This is a genomic window from Microbulbifer thermotolerans, from assembly GCF_900112305.1.
GTDB classification, from domain to species: Bacteria; Pseudomonadota; Gammaproteobacteria; order Pseudomonadales; family Cellvibrionaceae; genus Microbulbifer; species Microbulbifer thermotolerans.
Genome location: NZ_FOKT01000001.1, coordinates 268,204 through 282,831, shown reverse-complemented (window position 1 = coordinate 282,831; position 14,628 = coordinate 268,204). Strand labels below are relative to the sequence as shown.

General features: G+C 59.0%; 12 protein-coding genes. All 12 read right to left on the bottom strand.

Annotation, left to right across the window (positions count from 1 at the left end; translation table 11 throughout):
- Window positions 1–151: 151 nt before the first annotated feature.
- The 12 genes from ftsA to rsmH all read right to left on the bottom strand — a co-directional run bounded on the left by ftsA (window position 152) and on the right by rsmH (window position 14,623).
- Window positions 152–1,387, bottom strand: coding sequence for a cell division protein FtsA (ftsA, locus tag BM155_RS01225; RefSeq protein ID WP_067152275.1), 1,236 nt, complete (start codon window positions 1,385–1,387; stop codon window positions 152–154).
- A 118-nt stretch (window positions 1,388–1,505) separates the two neighbouring features.
- Entirely contained in the window at window positions 1,506–2,303 is a 798-nt protein-coding gene (locus BM155_RS01220) for a cell division protein FtsQ/DivIB (protein ID WP_231902472.1), read from the bottom strand.
- Window positions 2,304–2,357: 54 nt separating this feature from the next.
- Entirely contained in the window at window positions 2,358–3,818 is a 1,461-nt protein-coding gene (gene murC / locus BM155_RS01215; RefSeq protein ID WP_067152273.1) for a UDP-N-acetylmuramate--L-alanine ligase, read from the bottom strand.
- An 18-nt stretch (window positions 3,819–3,836) separates the two neighbouring features.
- Window positions 3,837–4,934: an undecaprenyldiphospho-muramoylpentapeptide beta-N-acetylglucosaminyltransferase gene (gene murG, locus BM155_RS01210; RefSeq protein WP_067152271.1), complete on the bottom strand. Its 1,098-nt coding sequence runs from the start codon at window positions 4,932–4,934 to the stop codon at window positions 3,837–3,839.
- Window positions 4,934–6,151: a putative lipid II flippase FtsW gene (ftsW, locus tag BM155_RS01205; protein WP_074900622.1), complete on the bottom strand. Its 1,218-nt coding sequence runs from the start codon at window positions 6,149–6,151 to the stop codon at window positions 4,934–4,936. Before ftsW ends, murG begins: the two co-directional genes overlap by 1 nt.
- Window positions 6,148–7,530, bottom strand: coding sequence for a UDP-N-acetylmuramoyl-L-alanine--D-glutamate ligase (murD, locus tag BM155_RS01200; protein WP_067152267.1), 1,383 nt, complete (start codon window positions 7,528–7,530; stop codon window positions 6,148–6,150). The genes ftsW and murD overlap by 4 nt, the downstream gene beginning before the upstream one ends.
- Window positions 7,531–7,536: 6 nt before the next feature.
- Window positions 7,537–8,622 carry a phospho-N-acetylmuramoyl-pentapeptide-transferase gene (mraY, locus tag BM155_RS01195; protein WP_067152265.1) on the bottom strand — a complete coding sequence of 362 codons (1,086 nt, stop codon included), beginning with the start codon at window positions 8,620–8,622 and terminating at the stop codon, window positions 7,537–7,539.
- A complete protein-coding gene (locus BM155_RS01190) occupies window positions 8,622–10,001 on the bottom strand; it encodes a UDP-N-acetylmuramoyl-tripeptide--D-alanyl-D-alanine ligase (protein ID WP_067152263.1) in 1,380 nt (459 codons plus the stop codon). The genes mraY and BM155_RS01190 overlap by 1 nt, the downstream gene beginning before the upstream one ends.
- Complete coding sequence (locus tag BM155_RS01185) at window positions 9,998–11,512, bottom strand: UDP-N-acetylmuramoyl-L-alanyl-D-glutamate--2,6-diaminopimelate ligase (protein WP_074900617.1); 1,515 nt, start codon at window positions 11,510–11,512, stop codon at window positions 9,998–10,000. The genes BM155_RS01190 and BM155_RS01185 overlap by 4 nt, the downstream gene beginning before the upstream one ends.
- Window positions 11,509–13,293 carry a peptidoglycan D,D-transpeptidase FtsI family protein gene (locus BM155_RS01180; protein WP_074900612.1) on the bottom strand — a complete coding sequence of 595 codons (1,785 nt, stop codon included), beginning with the start codon at window positions 13,291–13,293 and terminating at the stop codon, window positions 11,509–11,511. The genes BM155_RS01185 and BM155_RS01180 overlap by 4 nt, the downstream gene beginning before the upstream one ends.
- Window positions 13,294–13,421: 128 nt before the next feature.
- Window positions 13,422–13,700: a cell division protein FtsL gene (gene ftsL, locus BM155_RS01175; RefSeq protein WP_067152257.1), complete on the bottom strand. Its 279-nt coding sequence runs from the start codon at window positions 13,698–13,700 to the stop codon at window positions 13,422–13,424.
- Entirely contained in the window at window positions 13,697–14,623 is a 927-nt protein-coding gene (rsmH, locus tag BM155_RS01170; protein WP_067152255.1) for a 16S rRNA (cytosine(1402)-N(4))-methyltransferase RsmH, read from the bottom strand. Before rsmH ends, ftsL begins: the two co-directional genes overlap by 4 nt.
- Window positions 14,624–14,628: the final 5 nt, after the last annotated feature.

Sequence of the window (14,628 nt, the reverse complement as noted above, 5' to 3'; positions counted from 1 at the left end):
CTGCTCATGTCAAATCTGTTTCTGTGCCCGGGATCATGGGCGCCCGGACTCCACGGCGTTATGCCGCCAAATCTGTATTTGCCAGCCCGCCCCAAACCGAGAGGCGATTTCTCCAGGGCGCATTGTTACCGCCCCTTCCCAGCCCCTTTCACTACAAGTTTCCTCTAAACCAATGCTTTACTTTGTCCCACCACTGATTCTCCTCCCTCACTGGGCGCTGCCGCCCCTCACTGTTTTCCTCTCCCTGCATGGCATACATCAAAAGTCCCACGCCAGTGGAATAAATTGGGTTGCTGACGATATCTGTCAGCCCAGATACACCTTGGGGTACGGCCAGGCGCACCGGCATATGGAAAATCTCCTCGGCCAGTTCCACGGCACCCTCCATCTTCGAGGAGCCGCCGGTCAATACCACACCCGCCGCGCACAGATCTTCGAAGCCGCTGCGGCGCAATTCCGCCTGCACCAAGGTAAACAGTTCGTCGTACCGCGGTTCCACTACTTCGGCCAGCGCCTGCCGGGACAGATCCCGCGGCGCGCGGTCGCCAACACTGGGCACCTTGATGGTCTCCCCCTCGCGCGCCAGCTTGGCCAGCGCACAGGCGTATTTAATTTTCAGATCCTCCGCGTGTGGCGTCGGTGTGCGCAGGGCCATGGCGATGTCATTGGTCACCTGATCGCCGGCGATGGGAATAACCCCGGTGTGGCGGATGGCACCGCCGGTGAACACCGCGATATCGGTGGTGCCGCCACCAATGTCGACCATACAGACACCGAGTTCCTTCTCATCTTCGGTAAGCACCGCGTAGCTGGATGCCAGCTGCTCGAGGATGATGTCTTCCACTTCCAGACCGCAGCGCCGGATGCACTTCTCAATATTCTGCGCCGCATTGACCGCCCCACTGACCAAATGCACCTTGGCTTCCAGACGCACGCCGGACATACCCAACGGTTCTTTGACACCCTCCTGGTTGTCGATCAGATATTCCTGCGGCAGGGTGTGCAAAATCTTCTGATCCGCGGGAATTGCCACTGCGCGCGCGGCGTCTATCACCCGATCCAAATCCTGCTGGGTCACCTCGCGATCCTTAATAGCGACAATGCCGTGGGAATTCAGGCTGCGGATATGGCTGCCGGCTATGCCGGCGTAAACCGAGTGAATTTCGCACCCGGCCATTAGCTCCGCCTCTTCCACCGCGCGCTGTATGGACTGCACGGTGGACTCGATATTCACCACCACACCTTTTTTCATACCAGTGGATTTGTGAGAACCGATACCGACGATATTCAGCTCACCATCACCGGAAACTTCGCCGACGATAGCGACCACTTTACTTGTGCCGATATCCAGTCCCACAATCATGCGGTGATCGGATGCATGTGTCATTTTTGTACCAACCTCGCTGAGCCGCGCTCCGATTCCTATTTCCAATAAGGTTTCAGGGCACAGCGTTCGCTTTTAAATTTCGTTTTTTCCGCAGCTTGAACACTGCAGGTTTTCTCTCTCAATTTTGTTTCCACTGCACTGCCACCGCATTGCTGTAGCGGGTATCCACCCTTCTAACCTTGGCCAAGTGCGGTGCCAACAGGCCCCTGCTCAATTGCAAGAAGCGATCAACCCGCTCCAGCAGTTCCTCGTGCCCCAGATGTAACTCCACTCCGGAGACCAACTCCAGCTGCCAACCGGACAGCTCATCGAAAGTGAGTCGCTTCACTTCCATATCCCGCGTGGTCAATAACCTGGCCAACGCTTGGTATTGGGTCACTATGCGCTCCACCAGCTCTTCGTCACCCGCCAGTTCCGGCAGGTGGCCAGTACGCATCTGTGCTGGTCTCGGCAGCAACTCTCCGCTCGCCACCAGCAGTTTATCCTCTCCCCAAACCGCCAGCGGCTGCGCCTCTCGCACTTCCACTTCCACACCGTGGGGCCAGCGCCGACTCACCGAAGCGCTGGTAATCCAAGGGTTCCGCAACAGCGCTTCGCGCATGCCGCGAATATCCGCGGAAAAAAAACCTTTCTGCAAAAAAGGCAGCAATGTTTCCTCTATCTGCCGTTGGGTCACCGCATTGAAGGGGCCCTTGACCCGCACCTGTTCCAGACTGTCAATTCGGCTCAGCTCCCCTAACGGGGACCGCCAAAGCCAGAGGCCGCCGTAGCTGATGCCGGCCAGAGTGACAATTGCCAAAACAGCCACCAACAGCGGACGCCAGTTGCGGCTCGTGCCGTCAACACGGTTCGCAATACGGCGCGCACCGCGCAATTTCGTTTTGCGTCCGCGATAGGCGCGCTCCGGTTTTCTCACCCTAATCGACCTCCAATTTGAGGCCCGGCCAAATCAACCCCTGCGGTACAGCCATCACTCCGTATTTCCTTCACCCAAGCGCCAACTGGCCAGCTGCTGAGCCAGGGCGCCGACATTCCCCGCTCCCTGGGTCAGCACAATGTCACCGGGCTCCAGCAGGTCCGCGAGTAACGGCGGCACCTGCTCAACAGTCTCGACAAAAATCGGATCCACTTGGCCACGGTTGCGCAGACTGCGCGCCAGGGTCCGACCGTCGGCGCCGGGAATAGGTTGCTCTCCCGCGCTGTACACATCCAGCAAAATCAGCTTGTCGACGCGCGACAAAACATCCACAAAGTCCTCGAACAGGTCGCGGGTACGGGTGTAGCGGTGCGGTTGGTAGATCATCACCAAACGCCGCTCCGGCCAGCCATCGCGCACCGTTTTTATGGTCGCGGCCACCTCCCGAGGATGGTGGCCGTAGTCGTCCACCAGCATGACTTTTTCCGCACTCCGATCTGCACTGACGGCGTATTGACCGTAGATTTGGAAGCGGCGGCCAACCCCTTGGAAACCTTTCAAGCCGGCGAGAATGGCTTCATCGCCTATACCTTCGTCCGTCGCCACCGCGATCGCCGCGGTCGCATTTAATACGTTGTGAATACCTGGGGTATTCACACATACATCCAGGGTATCGCCATCTGGGCGCAGCACAGTGAAATGACTGCGCAGGGGTTCCTGTTTCACATCGACGATGCGAAAGTCGTTCCCTTCGTTGAAACCGTAGGTGAGTACTGGGCGCGAGAACTTCGGAATCACCTCTCGGATATGCTCGTCGTCCCCGCAGACCACTGCTAGCCCATAAAAGGGCAGGTTGTGCACGAAATCGATAAAGATCTGCTTGACCTTTTCAAAGTCGCCGCCATAGGTTTCCATGTGATCCGCGTCGATATTGGTGATCACCGTCACCATAGGCTGCAGATGAATAAATGACGCATCGCTTTCATCCGCCTCTGCGATCAGGTAACGGCTCTCCCCCAACGCGGCGTTGGTACCGGCGGCGTTCACCAAACCACCGATAACGAAGGTCGGGTCCTTTTTATCCGCTGCAAAAATCGAAGCGATCAGACTTGTCGTGGTTGTCTTGCCGTGGGTACCCGCCACAGCGATGCCATAGCGGTACCGCATCAGCTCGCCGAGCATTTCCGCGCGGCGCACAACCGGGATACGGTTTTCTCTGGCCGACAGCAGTTCCGGGTTATCGCCTTTGACGGCGGACGAATTCACTACCACGTCGACACCGCGAACATTGTCGGCGCTGTGCCCTATTTGCACCCGGATACCGAGATTGCGCAGCCGCTCGGTGACCGATGACTCGCGCAGATCGGAACCGGAAACCTCGTAACCCTGATTCTGCAGTACTTCGGCAATACCGCTCATACCGGCTCCGCCAATGCCGATAAAATGAATGCGGCGGATGCGGCGCATTGCCGGTACGCTAAATCTGTTCTGTGCCGCGGTCAGTTCTGATGGCATCTTCTCAATCCTCACCCGCTACCCGGCCAGTGCCAATTCTTCGGCACAGGCATCCAGTACCCGCGCGGTAGCATCGGTTTTTGCTACCCGGCGCGCGGCCTCGGCCATCGCCAACAATTTTTCCGGCTCGGCAAACAAAGTCTTCAGCAGCATTGCCAGCTTTTCCGCGTCCAGATCTTCCTGCTGAATCACTATGGCTGCGCCAGCCTGCGCCAACCACTCGCCGTTTTTTGTCTGGTGGTCGTCGATAGCAAACGGGAAAGGCACCATGATGGCGCCCACCCCCGCCGCGGCAATTTCTGATACGGTCAATGCGCCGGCGCGGCAAATAATCAGATCCGCCGCGCCGTAGGCGGCAGCCATATCGGCAATAAACGGTGTCACTTCCGCCTCTACACCCGCCTGCCGGTAGGCTTCCCTGGCAATATCCAGGTGACGCTTGCCCGCTTGGTGCACGACGCGCGGGCGCAAATCCTCTCCGAGCAGAGCAATCGCCTGAGGCACCAGCTCATTGATTGCCACTGCTCCGAGACTGCCGCCAAGGACCAGCAGACGCAGCGGACTTTCTTTTCCGATACGCACCTGCGGCTCCGGCAGCTGCGCGATCTCACTGCGAACCGGGTTACCCACCTGCCGCGCACCCGGCAGTCCGCTGGGAAAAGCTTCCAGCACGCGATTGGCGATGCGCGCCAACAAGCGGTTGGTAGTGCCTGCCACGGCATTCTGTTCGTGAATGATTAAAGGAATGCCGGCAAGACGCGCAGCTACCCCACCGGGGCCAGTAGCAAAACCGCCAAAGCCAAGCACCGCATCCGGCTGCACTTTCTTCACCACTGCGCGCGCCTGCAAAATCGCCCGCAGTATTTGCAGCGGCGCCTTCAGCAGCGCCAGTTTGCCCTTACCGCGCACGCCCTCGACGGAAATACAGTGCAGCGGGATATCCACATCCGGAATCAACTGTGCTTCTATCCCCCGCGCCGTACCCAGCCATTCAATGGCCGCGCCTTGCTCCCGTAAAGCATTCGCCACAGCCAGGGCCGGAAACACATGTCCACCAGTACCCCCGGCCATTAGCAAAAACTTTTTACCGGAAAAGGGAGCTGAATGTTCTACCATCACGCGGCCTCCCCTTTCACTGTCCTGTCCCCCATCTGCAGCGGGTTGAATATCGGCAACTGACTGATCGGTGCCACTCCAGTCTCTTTGCTGCCGTTCTCCGACCGAAGCTCCACTTGCAGGCGCAGCGCCAGCGCAAACAACACGCAGCAAATCACCAAACTACTTCCCCCCGAGCTGACAAATGGCAAAGTCAGCCCCTTCGTCGGCAACAGTCCGGAGGCCACGCCCATATTGACAAAGGCCTGCCCGGCCATCAGCACTGCAATACCAAAAGCAAGCAGTGCGGCAAAAAAATTCTGTTGCGCTAGTGCACCGCGCACCAGGCGCAGTAGCGACACCGTGAGTCCGGCGAAGAGCGCTATGACTGCCAGCCCTCCGACCATGCCCCACTCCTCGGAGAGAATCGCGAAAATAAAATCCGTATGTGCCTCCGGCAGATAAAATAACTTCTGCACGCTATTTCCCAGCCCCACGCCGAACCACTCCCCGCGGCCAAATGCAATCAGCGATTGCGTCAGCTGATAACCGCCGGCGAACTGATCTCTCCAGGGGTCCAGGAACGTCATCAACCGCTGCAACCGATAGGGACTCACCAGCGCCATCAGCACCAGGCCGCAAGCTGCGGCAGCCACCAGCACAAATGTGTGTGGCAGGCGCGCCCCGGCGAGGAAAACCATGGCCAAAACGGTGCCGGAAATCACCACCACAGAGCCGAAATCCGGTTGCAGCAACAACAACAGCGCGACAATGCCCAAAATCACTACCGGCACCATAAAGCTGCTCCAGTGGCGCAACTGCCGGTTGCGGCGGGTCAAAAAGCTGGCGAAAAACACCAGCAGGCAAAACTTGGCGATTTCCGCCGGCTGCACGGTAATGGACCCCAGCGCCAACCACCTCCGGCTACCATTCACCTCACGGCCGATACCCGGGACCAACACCGCCATCAGCAGCAAACAGGAAAACAGCAACAGTGGCCACGACAGGCGCGACCAGACATAAAGTGGCACTTGACTCACTACCAGCGCGACGCAGGCACCCACCCCCAGATAAATCAGGTGGCGCTTGAGAAAAAACCAGGGGTCGCCGTGGATATCCGCCGCATAGGCAATAGAGGCCGAGGCGACCATCACCACGCCGATACTGGCCAGCGAGAGCACGCAAAACGGCAGTAGCCAGTCGAAGTTTTTTGCGCTCATTGTCTGCGCCTGACTCATTTGGCACCTCCTGCCGATGCACAGCCGAGTGACGCCACTGCGCGGCGGAAATCCTCTCCGCGCGCTTCGAAATTGCGGTACATATCGAAACTGGCGCAGGCCGGTGAAAGCACGACATAGTCACCGCGCTCCGCCAGCGCCCGCGCCTGTATCACCGCGTCATCCATGGATGCAGCGCGGTGAATCTCTGTTTTATGGGCAAAAACCTGCGCGATTTTCTCGCCGTCTACACCGATCGTGACCAGCGCGCGCAATGCACTGGCAGCTTCCGCCAGCGGGGAAAAGTCCGCACCTTTACCATCTCCGCCCGCAATCAGCACAACTTTGTTTTTCTCTGTTGCCAGGCCATCCAGCGCTGCGCGCGTGGCGCCGACGTTGGTGCCTTTGGAGTCGTTCACAAAGGTGACACCGTCCAGATCCGCCACACGCTCGCAGCGATGCGGCAGCCCCTTGAAATTCCGCAGCACAGTCAGCATCGCTTCCAGTGGCAGTTCCACCGCACTGCCGAGCGCCATCGCTGCCAGCGCATTGGCGATATTGTGTCTTCCGACCATGGCCAGCTGGCTGACAGGCATGAGTTTTTCCGCTCCCCGCGCCAACCACTCTTCACCGGAAAACTCTATGACTCCGAACTGGCGCAAATCCGGCCGATCGAGGCCGAAAGTCCACTCGAGGCTGTTGCGCGCCAGCGGGCCGCGGGTTAGGGGATCCGCGCGATTAACCACTAGCTGCTGTGCATTGCGATAAATACGCTGCTTGGCCCTGTGGTAATCCGCCAGGGTGGCATAGCGATCCATATGATCCGCGCTCAGGTTCAAAATGGTCGCCGCAGACGGCCTCAACGAAAAGGTGGTCTCCAGTTGGAAACTGGAAAGTTCCAGTACAAACAGTTCCGGCATGGGCTGATCCAGTAGATCCAACACTGGCACACCGATGTTGCCACCCACCCGGACATCCACCCCGGCCTCTTCCGCCATCTGGCCCACAAGGGTAGTAACGGTACTCTTGCCATTGGAACCGGTAATGGCCACCAACTTCGGCGCCCGCGGGAGCTCGGCCAGCTGGCGGGCGAAAAGTTCGATATCGCCGATCAACGGGATGCCCGCCTCGGCAGCCCGCCGCAAAGCCGGTTCCGCCAAGGCAACACCAGGGCTGACAATAATCTCGCTGGCGGCAAGCAGAGTCTCCGGATTGAGCACCCCCGTCTCCACCGGCACCTGGGGAAATTCAGCGCGGAAGGCATCCAGTCCGGACGGCTGTTCACGGCTGTCTACAACCACGGGAGTGATTCCGGCACGCAGCAAAAAGCGCACTACCGAAATACCGGTAGCGCCCATGCCGATAACCACTTTTTGCTCCGAAGTCGCAATCAATGCCATGTTTATTTATCGCAGTTTAAGCGTTGCCAAACCCGCCAAAACCAATACGACGGTAATAATCCAAAAACGCACTATCACACGCGGCTCCGGCCACCCCTTCAGTTCGAAGTGATGGTGCAACGGCGCCATGCGGAATATGCGCTTTCCGGTGAGTTTGAACGAAGCCACTTGCAGGATGACCGATACAGTCTCCATGACAAAGACACCGCCCATAATGAACAGCACGATTTCGTGACGGGTAATCACCGCGATAATGCCAAGAGCCGCTCCCAGAGCCAGAGCCCCTACGTCCCCCATAAAAACTTGCGCGGGATAAGTGTTAAACCACAAAAAGCCGAGTCCGGCTCCGCCCAGAGCCGCGCAAAAAACTGCGAGCTCACCGGCACCGGGAACCGATGGAATATGCAGATAGTTGGCAAACTCCAAATGGCCAGCCAAATAAGCAATCAGCCCCAAGGCACCGCCGACCATAACTGTTGGCATAATTGCCAATCCGTCCAGACCATCGGTCAGGTTTACCGCGTTGCTTGATCCCACCACAACGAAATAAGTCAGCAAAATAAAAAACACCGGGCCCAGATCTATCGCCACATCCTTGAAGAAAGGCACGAAGAACTGTGTCTCCACCGGACTGGTGGCGCTCATGTATAGATAAATAGCTGCTCCCAGGCCGGCGACCGACTGCCAGAAGTATTTCCAGCGCGCGATCAGGCCGCGGGGATTCTTGTTCACGACTTTTTTGTAGTCATCGACAAAACCCACAGCGCCGAAGACGAAGGTCACCAACAGCGTCACCCACACATATCGGTTACTGAGGTCCGACCACAGCAGTGCCGAAGAAAAAATAGAGGCAAGTATCAGAGTGCCCCCCATGGTGGGCGTGCCGGATTTGCTCAAATGCGTTTGCGGGCCGTCATCCCGTACCGCTTGTCCCACTTGCAACTGGTTCAGCCAGGTGATCATGCGCGGACCGACAATCAGTGAAATCCCCAAAGCCGTGAGGGCCCCGAGGATGGCGCGCACCGTGAGATAATTGAACACCGCAAAGGTGCTTACATATTGTTGCAGTATTTCTGCCAGCCAGAGCAGCATTATTTATCCTCTTTGGCGTTCCCACAGAGTGCCTGCACCACCAGTTCCATACGGGCACTGCGGGAACCTTTCACCAGCACTGTGGTGTTTTTATTCAATTCATGGGTCAACGCCGCGATAAGCGGCTGCCTGTCCCTATAACTGTGCAGGGGCAAGTGACGCCCGGCACTGAAGGCAACACTGGCGGCGGCACCCAGCGGCCCAAGGGTAAACAGAGCATCCAGGCCGCGTTCCCGCGCCAGCTCGCCCATTTGACGGTGCATTTCCTCTGCATCCGCTCCCAGTTCGGCCATGTCGCCGAGCACTAGAACGCGCTTGCCGCGGCGCTGTGCCAACAACTCAATCGCTGCCGCCACCGAGCCGGGGTTGGCGTTGTATGTGTCGTCAATAATCGCCGCGCCCTTGATGCCGCAGAGCTCCTGCATACGACCGGCGACGCCACCCAGGCTTTGCAGGCCACTGGCGATTTCCGCCGCAGGGACACCGGCGGCAAAGGCGCAGCCGGCGGCCACCAGCGCATTGTGCACATTGTGTTCGCCAAGCAATTGCAACCGCACGCGGTACGCCAAGCCTTCGATGCACAAATCGAAGGTGGGGCACCCATTATCATCAAGTGCAATATTGTCCGCGTGGATGGGCCACTGATGCCCCAATCCCACTTCCAGCGTGTGCACCCCCTCCGGCATCCGCTCCAGCCAATAGTTCGCGTAGTCGTCATCGGCATTGACCACAGCTGTGCCGCCGGTTTCGAGACCGGTGTAGATCTTCCCCTTGGCCCTAGCTATGGCGTCCACAGAACCGAAGCCTTCCACATGGGCCGGCATGACGTTGTTGACCGCACTCACCTGGGGTTTCGCAATGCCGCACAGATAAGCGATCTCATCCGGACCACTGGCGCCCATCTCCAGAATCAAAACATCATGATCTGAAGTCAGCTCGAACAGGGTCATGGGCAGGCCGAACTGATTGTTCAAATTGCCACGGGTCACACAGGGGTTATGCCGCTGGGAAAATATCGCCGCGAGCATTTCCTTGACCGTAGTTTTCCCGCAGGAGCCAGTCACCGCGATCACCCGGCCTTTAAACTGTTCCCGGCACATGCGGCCTATCTGCCCGAGGGCCTCAGTGGTATCGGCCACCCGCCACTGTGGCAGCTTGCTGCCGGGAATTTCCCGATCCACTACCAGCCCCAATACCTGCCCTTCGAGTTCGCCGACAAAGTCGTGCGCATCGAAACGCTCCCCCTTCAAGGCGACAAAGAGGGCGTTGGAATCCAGCTGGCGCGTGTCGGTGCACACCTGTTCAAACTGCACCGAACCATTGATGAGCTCACCGCCGAAACGCGTTTGAAGTTGCTGCAGGGAGATGGCGCTGATCATAAGCCTGCTCCCCGCACTGTTTCCGCGAGGCGTTGCTGCAATGCCGCCGCGGCCTGCTCGCGATCGCAGAAATGAATTTTTTCACTGCCGATAATCTGGTAATCCTCGTGGCCCTTACCGGCAATGAGAATAATGTCTCCCGGCTGAGCACAAGTTACCGCGCGCTGGATTGCCCGGGCGCGATCGGCTTCCACTTCAACATTACTGGCTGCACCTTCGAGAATATCGTCGATAATTTTTTGCGGTTCCTCGCCACGCGGATTGTCGCTGGTCACAATGGTGCGGTCCGCCATCTCAGAAGCGATACGCCCCATGGGTGCGCGCTTGCCAGAATCGCGGTCGCCCCCGCAACCGAATACGCACCAGAGGTTACCGCGGCAATATGGCCGCGCCGCTGCCAGGGCCGCGCGCAGTGCGTCCGGCGTATGGGCGTAATCCACCAGCACACTGATATCCTCAGTCCCGTCCACCTTCACGCGCTCCATGCGACCGGGCACCGGCTGTATCTCAGGGAACGCGGCGAGAATGGCTTCAAAAGGCATCCCCGCGGATGCCGCCGCGGCAACCACTGCCAATGCGTTGTGGATGTTGAAGTCACCGATTAGCGGCGCTTTCAATTCGCCACTACCCCAAGGCGTAGCCAGTTGTACGGAAAAGCCGCCTTCGTGCCGACACAAGTCGGTCACATGCAGATCACCGGCCTGCAGCCCATAGGTAATGACATTCAAATTGCGCAGCTTGCAACGCTCTGCCAGTTGTGCACCAAAAGGATCATCCAAATTAATGATGCCGCGCTTGAGTTTGGGCAGCCCGAACAATTTTTCCTTGGCCGCTCCGTAGTCAGCCATATTGCCGTGGTAGTCCAAGTGGTCCCGCGACAAGTTGGTGAAAATCGCGGTATCGAAAATCAAGCCGTGCACCCGGCCCTGGGACAGAGCGTGAGAAGACACCTCCATTGCCGCTGCGCGCACGCCGTAGTCGCGGAATCGCGCGTAATCCGCCTGCAGGCGCACGGGATCCGGTGTTGTCAGCCCCGTTTCCTGTAACTCGATATCACCGTCAGTCCAGATGCCGTTGCCGATAGTGCCCATCAGCGCGGCACTACCGAAATGACGCGCCAACAGCTGGGAAGTCAGGTACGCACAGGTGGTTTTGCCATTTGTGCCCGTCACTCCCACCAAGTGCATTTGCCCAGTTGGATTGCCGTGGAAGCGTGCGGCGATTTCACCCACCCGCTTGGCCAGCCCCGGAACACTGACGATCTGAATGCCATCGCACACCTTTGTCTCCAGGGTGTCGCCGTCTGCCAGCACCGCTGCGGCTCCAGCAGCGATAGCCTCAGCGATATACTCGCGCCCGTCCACGACTGTGCCGCGCAGGGCCATGAAAACATCACCCGGCTGCACCAAACGGCTGTCCAGTGCCACGCCACTTACGGGGACTTCTGGAATGCCGGCGTAACCCGGCACCAGCACTTTTAGCGACACGGCTCTTTTTTCGCGCTGACTCACGATTTGCTACCTCTCTCGTTTGCCACAGGCGCCTGCCCGGCGGGCAGGCTCCTGGCCAGCTGCTGTGCCGCCGGGGCCAGCTCCGCGGGCGGCACCCTGAGCAGGCGCATGGCGCCGGCCATCACTGAACCAAACACCGGAGCGGCCACTTCACCACCGTAATATTTGGCGTGGCGCGGGTCGTCGATCACCACCACCGCAGCCAGGCGCGGATTGTCCGCGGGAATAAAACCCGCGAACACCGATCGGTAGCGGTTGTCCGCATAGCCGTCAGTGCCCACTTTGTGCACCGTGCCGGTTTTGCCCGCCACCCGGTACCCCTCGACCGCGGCGCGTTTGCCGGTACCGTGAGCGCCGATTACGGTTTCCAGCATTGCTGTCACCTGCTTGGCCAATTCCCCGTCGACCACACGTTCCGGCTCCACCGCCAATTTTTCACCGCTTAAAACCAAAGAAACCGGGCGCTTTAGCCCGGCGTTGGCAAGCACACTGTAGGCCTGTGCCAATTGCAATCCGTTTACCGTTAATCCGTAGCCAAAGGCAAAATTCGCCCGCTCTATCGGGTGCCAGCGACTGCGGCTGGGCAGTATTCCAGCCGCTTCACCCGGAAAGCCGGTGCCGACCGCCTCTCCCAGACCCAATCGGTAAAAGAGCTCTCGCAGTGCGTTTGGTTCCAAATCCAACGCGATTTTGGTGATACCCACCTGACTCGATTTTGTAATCACACCGGTCAGATCCAGGCGGCCGTAGTTCACCGGGTCCACCAGGGTCTTGCCGGGAACACGGATATAACCGGGACTGGTGTCCACCGGCGTGTGCGGCTGATAACGGCCGGTTTCCAGCGCCGCCAACGCGGTTAACGGCTTGACCGTAGAGCCGGGTTCAAACTGGTCAATCAAGGCGCGGTTGCGTGTCGCCGCGGCTTTCACCCCGCTGCGATTGTTGGGGTTGAAGGAAGGCTGGTTGGCCATCGCCAACACATCGCCGCTGCGGGTATCCAGGATGACCATAAAACCGGAAGCGGCGTCATTTTCCGCTACGGCTTTCTTCAGTTCACGATAGGCAAGATACTGCAGCCGCATATCGATGGACAGGCGCAAGTCGCGGCCCGGGCGCGCTTCGCGCTTGGTCGCCAAATCCTGCACCGTGCGCCCCTTAAGATCCTTGACCACCTGCTGGGCACCGGGCTGACCGGACAGCCAGTCCTCGTAGGCCAGCTCCAACCCTTCCTGACCACGGTCATCAATATCAGTAAAGCCCACCAACTGCGCCACTACCTCACCGGCGGGGTAAAAGCGGCGGTATTCCTTCCTGCTATACACGCCTGTCAGTTGCAGATCCAGCACCCGCCCGGCCTGTTCCGGCGACAGGTGGCGGCGCAGGTACATAAACTCCTTATTGCGGTATTTTTCCAGCCGTTTGGCCAAGTTCGCGGGATTCATATCCAGGGCCGCGGCCAGCTTGCGCAGCTGCTTGGCACTGGCCTCCCGCAACAACTGTGGATTGGCCCACAGGCTGTGTACTGGCGTGCTGACTGCCAACAGTTCGCCGTTGCGGTCGAGAATGGCACCGCGGTAGGCGGGAATTTCTTCGGTACGTATTGTGCGTGCCCGGCCTTGATCTTGCAGAAAGCGGTAGCCGCGCTCCGCCTCCGGCAGCACCTGCAGGCGCGCGAGATGGAAAATCAATGCCAGGGCGAGCAGGCACAGCAAAGCCGCCACCAGCGCAAAGCGCCAGCGGGCAATACCCGGCTGATTTTGCTGTTTCTTGACTGCGCCCATTGAAGTCCCTGTTCGCTTTATCTGTTGTATCAATTATGTAGTGAGCCACTTGCTCACCTGTTCGGCATCGAATGGGGCAACTCGCTGACTCCGTATGCCCGCCCAAACGCCTGTTCCACCCTGCTTCTCTAATTGTGCTCCGCCGGCACCAACACCCGCTCGGCCGGCGACGGCACACGCATTTTCAACTCTTCCCGCGCGACCCTCTCAATACGGCTGTATGCAGACCAGGCACTCTTCTCCAAAAGTAACCGCTCCTGCTCATAACGCAGTTCGTCGCGGGCTTTTTGCGCCTGCATCAACTGAGCGGTCAACTCCCGGCTGCGCTGGGTGCTATACACCACCGCCAAAGCCGATACGATGGTCGCCAGCCACAACACCACCACCAGGTGCTTTCCACCTTTCACCCCAGCTTCTCCGCGACCCGCATCACCGCGCTGCGGGAGCGGATGTTCTCGCTCACCTCTCCGGTATCAGCCTTGACTGCCTTGCCGACCGACTTCAGCGTCTTGCTGATCTGACTCTCCCTCACCGGCAGCCCCCGCGGTAACTGCGGACCGCGTTCCTTTTCGCGGATAAAACGTTTCACCATGCGGTCTTCCAATGAGTGAAAGCTGATCACCACCAGACGTCCACCGGGTGCAAGCAGCTGCAGGGACTGATCCAGGGCCCGCTGCAGGTCATCCAGCTCGCCGTTGATCCGAATACGTATTGCCTGAAACACGCGCGTAGCCGGGTGTTTTCCCTTTTCCCAGGCGGGGTTGGCCGCCTTGACGACCTCCGCCAGATCTAAGGTGCGCGAAAACGGCCTTTCCGCCCTGCGCCGGACGATAGCCGCCGCTATGCGGCGGGCGAAGCGCTCCTCTCCATACTCCTTAAATACGTGGGCCAGCTCCGCCTCCGATTCGCTGTTGATCCAGTCTGCCGCGCTGTCACCCCTGCTGGTGTCCATACGCATATCCAGCGGGCCATCCTGCATAAAGCTGAAACCGCGCTCTGGCTGATCCAGCTGAGGAGAGGACACTCCTAGATCCAGCAGTATTCCGTTCACCCGGCCTGCCCAGTCCCCGGCCGCAGTGTCCATATCAGCGAAGGAACCGTGCCAAATCGCAAACCGCGCATCATCGGAAAAGCGCTGTTGTGCGTACTCGACCGCCTGCGGGTCTTTGTCGACACCCAGGAGGCGCCCCGCATCATTCAGCTTTTGCAATATCGCCGCACTGTGGCCTCCGCGACCAAAAGTGCCGTCTATATAGAAGCCGCCTGGATCGGTAACCAGGGCATCCACGGCCTCGCGCAGTAACACACTGCGATGCAGTTCTTGAGACACCCTGT

Coding starts and splice junctions, on each gene's coding strand:
- ftsA (WP_067152275.1), bottom strand. CDS start 1,387: ATGACACATGCATCCGATCACCGCATGATTGTGGGACTGGATATCGGC.
- murC (WP_067152273.1), bottom strand. CDS start 3,818: ATGCCATCAGAACTGACCGCGGCACAGAACAGATTTAGCGTACCGGCA.
- murG (WP_067152271.1), bottom strand. CDS start 4,934: ATGGTAGAACATTCAGCTCCCTTTTCCGGTAAAAAGTTTTTGCTAATG.
- ftsW (WP_074900622.1), bottom strand. CDS start 6,151: ATGAGTCAGGCGCAGACAATGAGCGCAAAAAACTTCGACTGGCTACTG.
- murD (WP_067152267.1), bottom strand. CDS start 7,530: ATGGCATTGATTGCGACTTCGGAGCAAAAAGTGGTTATCGGCATGGGC.
- mraY (WP_067152265.1), bottom strand. CDS start 8,622: ATGCTGCTCTGGCTGGCAGAAATACTGCAACAATATGTAAGCACCTTT.
- BM155_RS01190 (WP_067152263.1), bottom strand. CDS start 10,001: ATGATCAGCGCCATCTCCCTGCAGCAACTTCAAACGCGTTTCGGCGGT.
- BM155_RS01180 (WP_074900612.1), bottom strand. CDS start 13,293: ATGGGCGCAGTCAAGAAACAGCAAAATCAGCCGGGTATTGCCCGCTGG.